This window comes from Nocardioides sp. CPCC 206348, from assembly GCF_048654705.1.
GTDB lineage: Bacteria > Actinomycetota > Actinomycetes > Propionibacteriales > Nocardioidaceae > Nocardioides.
On sequence record NZ_JBMCZA010000191.1, the window covers coordinates 46,537 to 48,821 of the forward strand.

The following is a 2,285-nucleotide window of genomic DNA, read 5'->3' on the forward strand; positions in this document are numbered from 1 at the left end:
GGCACCGGACGGGCTGCGCTGGTGGCTGGCCGCGCTGACCCTGGTGGTGTGCGTGACGAGCGCAGTCGTCGTACCCCAGTGGCGGTATCGGGTTCACCGCTGGGAGGTCTCGCCCACGGCGGTCTACACGCAGCGCGGGTGGTGGGCCCGGGAGCGCCGGATCGCACCGATGTCTCGGGTGCAGACGGTCGACTTCGCGCAGGGTCCGCTGACGCGCCTGTTCAACCTCGCCACGGTCACGGTGACCACGGCTTCGGCCGCCGGACCGCTGCAGATCGAGGGGCTGGACCGCGACGTCGCGCTGGCACTCATCGACGAGCTCACCCGGAAGGCCGACCTGGTGGCGGGCGACGCGACATGAGCGAGGTCGAGACAGCGACCGGGTCGGTTGCCTGGGAGCGGCTCGATCCACGGATGCTGCTGATCCACCCGCTCAAGGAGGGCGCCAGGTTCCTGCCCGTGCTGATCGGCCTGGTCGTCGCCGGCGGCGTCTCCGGGTCCGGCCCGTGGGCCCTGCTCGGCGTCTTCGTCCCCGTCGCGCTGGGCATCGTGCGCTACTTCACCACCACCTACCGGGTCACCGACGGACGCGTCGAGCTGCGCCGCGGGCTCCTGCAACGCCACACCCTCTCGACCCCGGTCGACCGCGTCCGCACCGTCGACCTGACCGCGTCGGTCCTGCACCGGATGCTGGGCCTGACCACCGTCGTCATCGGAACCGGCAGCGTGGTCAGCGACGCCGACGAACGGCTCTCGCTCGACTCCCTCCCCCGCGAGCAGGCGACCGCGCTGCGGGTCCACCTGCTCGGGTCCCGACAGGCTCGACCTGCCGACGGCTCGACGGATCCCGAGGTCATCGCGCCGGCCGTCGAGGCCGAGGAAGTCGTGGCCCGCTTCTCACCGCGCTGGCTCTGGTACGCACCCTTCAGCGGCACCGCGCTGGTGGCCTTCGGTGCCCTGACCGGTGTCGTCCTGCAGTTCACCGAGGTCCTGGACGTCAGGATCACCGAGGAGGACATCGCCGCGGTCGACGCCGGCTTCGTCCTCACGATCATCGGGGTGATCGCCGTGCTGGCGGTCGTCGTGGTCGTCGGCGGCTACCTGCTCACCAACGGCGGCTTCCTCCTGTCCCGGCACGACGCCGCCTGGCACGTCCGCCGGGGCCTGCTCACCCGCCGCGAGACGAGCATCGACGTGGCCCGGCTGGCCGGCGTGAGCATCGCGGAACCGGCCATGCTGCGGCTGGCGAACGGACGCTCGGTGACGGCGATCGTCACCGGCCTCGACCGCAGCCAGGCCAGTTCGTCCGCCCTCCTGCCGCCCGCTCCCGCGGCCACGGCGTACGACGTCGCGCGCACCGTGCTGGGCCATCCGGACCCGATGGACGGGCCACTCCTCACCCACGGCCGTGCGGCGACCACTCGCCGCTACACCCGGGCCCTGATCGGCGCAGCACCCTTCGTCGTACTCCTGGGGCTGGCGGTGGTCGCGGGGGCCTCGCCGTGGCTGCTCCTCGCCTCGGCACTCCCCCTGGGCACTGCCCTCGCCCTGGCCGCCGATCGAGCGCGCTCCCTCGGCCACGCGCACCACGCCGGTCACGTCGTGATGCGGTCAGGCTCGTTGACCCGTGCCCGCTCGGCCCTCGGCTCCTCGCACGTCATCGGCTGGAACCTCCGCGCCACCTGGTTCCAGCGCCGCGCGGGGCTGGTCGACCTCGCCGCGACCACCGCAGGTGGTGGCGGCCGCATCGCCGTGGACGACGTACCTGCACCGGCCGCTCTCGCCCTCGCCGAAGCCGCGACTCCGGGCCTGCTCAGCCAGTTCTTCAAGGAGACGCCATGACCGACGGCACGTACGCACCCCACCTCGACGGCGACCCCGATCCGGGCGAGGTCGTGTGGGCGTGGGTGCCCTACGAGGACGACCCACTGCAGGGCAAGGACCGCCCGGTCCTCGTGATCGGCACGGCCACCGGCCCGGACGGCGTCACGACGGTCGACTGCCTCGTCATGACCAGCAAGGACCACGACCGCGACGAGGAGCAGGAAGCCCGGCAGGGGCGCGTCTGGATGGACGTCGGCTCCGGCGGGTGGGACACGCGTGGCCGCGAGAGCGAGGTCCGCCTCAACCGCCTCGTCGTCCTGAAGGCCACCGATGTCCGGCGCGAGGGCTCCGCCCTCGACCAGACGATCTACGAGGCCGTGATCGCCGCTCGCGCCGCCCTCTCGTGAGTGCGGGTCAGCGCAGCAGCATCGATGCGCGCCACGTCTTGCGGTGGGCCTTGC

General features: G+C 72.6%; 3 protein-coding genes. All 3 read left to right on the forward strand.

The genetic code is table 11. The features are described 5' to 3' along the window. Window positions 1-361 (forward strand): PH domain-containing protein (locus tag ACOADB_RS16645; RefSeq protein ID WP_378600812.1); only part of this gene is annotated, 361 nt, incomplete at its 5' end. Next, entirely contained in the window at window positions 358-1,842 is a 1,485-nt protein-coding gene (locus ACOADB_RS16650; protein WP_378600814.1) for a PH domain-containing protein, read from the forward strand. The genes ACOADB_RS16645 and ACOADB_RS16650, both read left to right, overlap by 4 nt. Then, on the forward strand, window positions 1,839-2,231 hold the full coding sequence (locus ACOADB_RS16655; protein WP_378600816.1) for a type II toxin-antitoxin system PemK/MazF family toxin: 393 nt from the start codon (window positions 1,839-1,841) through the stop codon (window positions 2,229-2,231). Before ACOADB_RS16650 ends, ACOADB_RS16655 begins: the two co-directional genes overlap by 4 nt. Window positions 2,232-2,285: the final 54 nt, after the last annotated feature.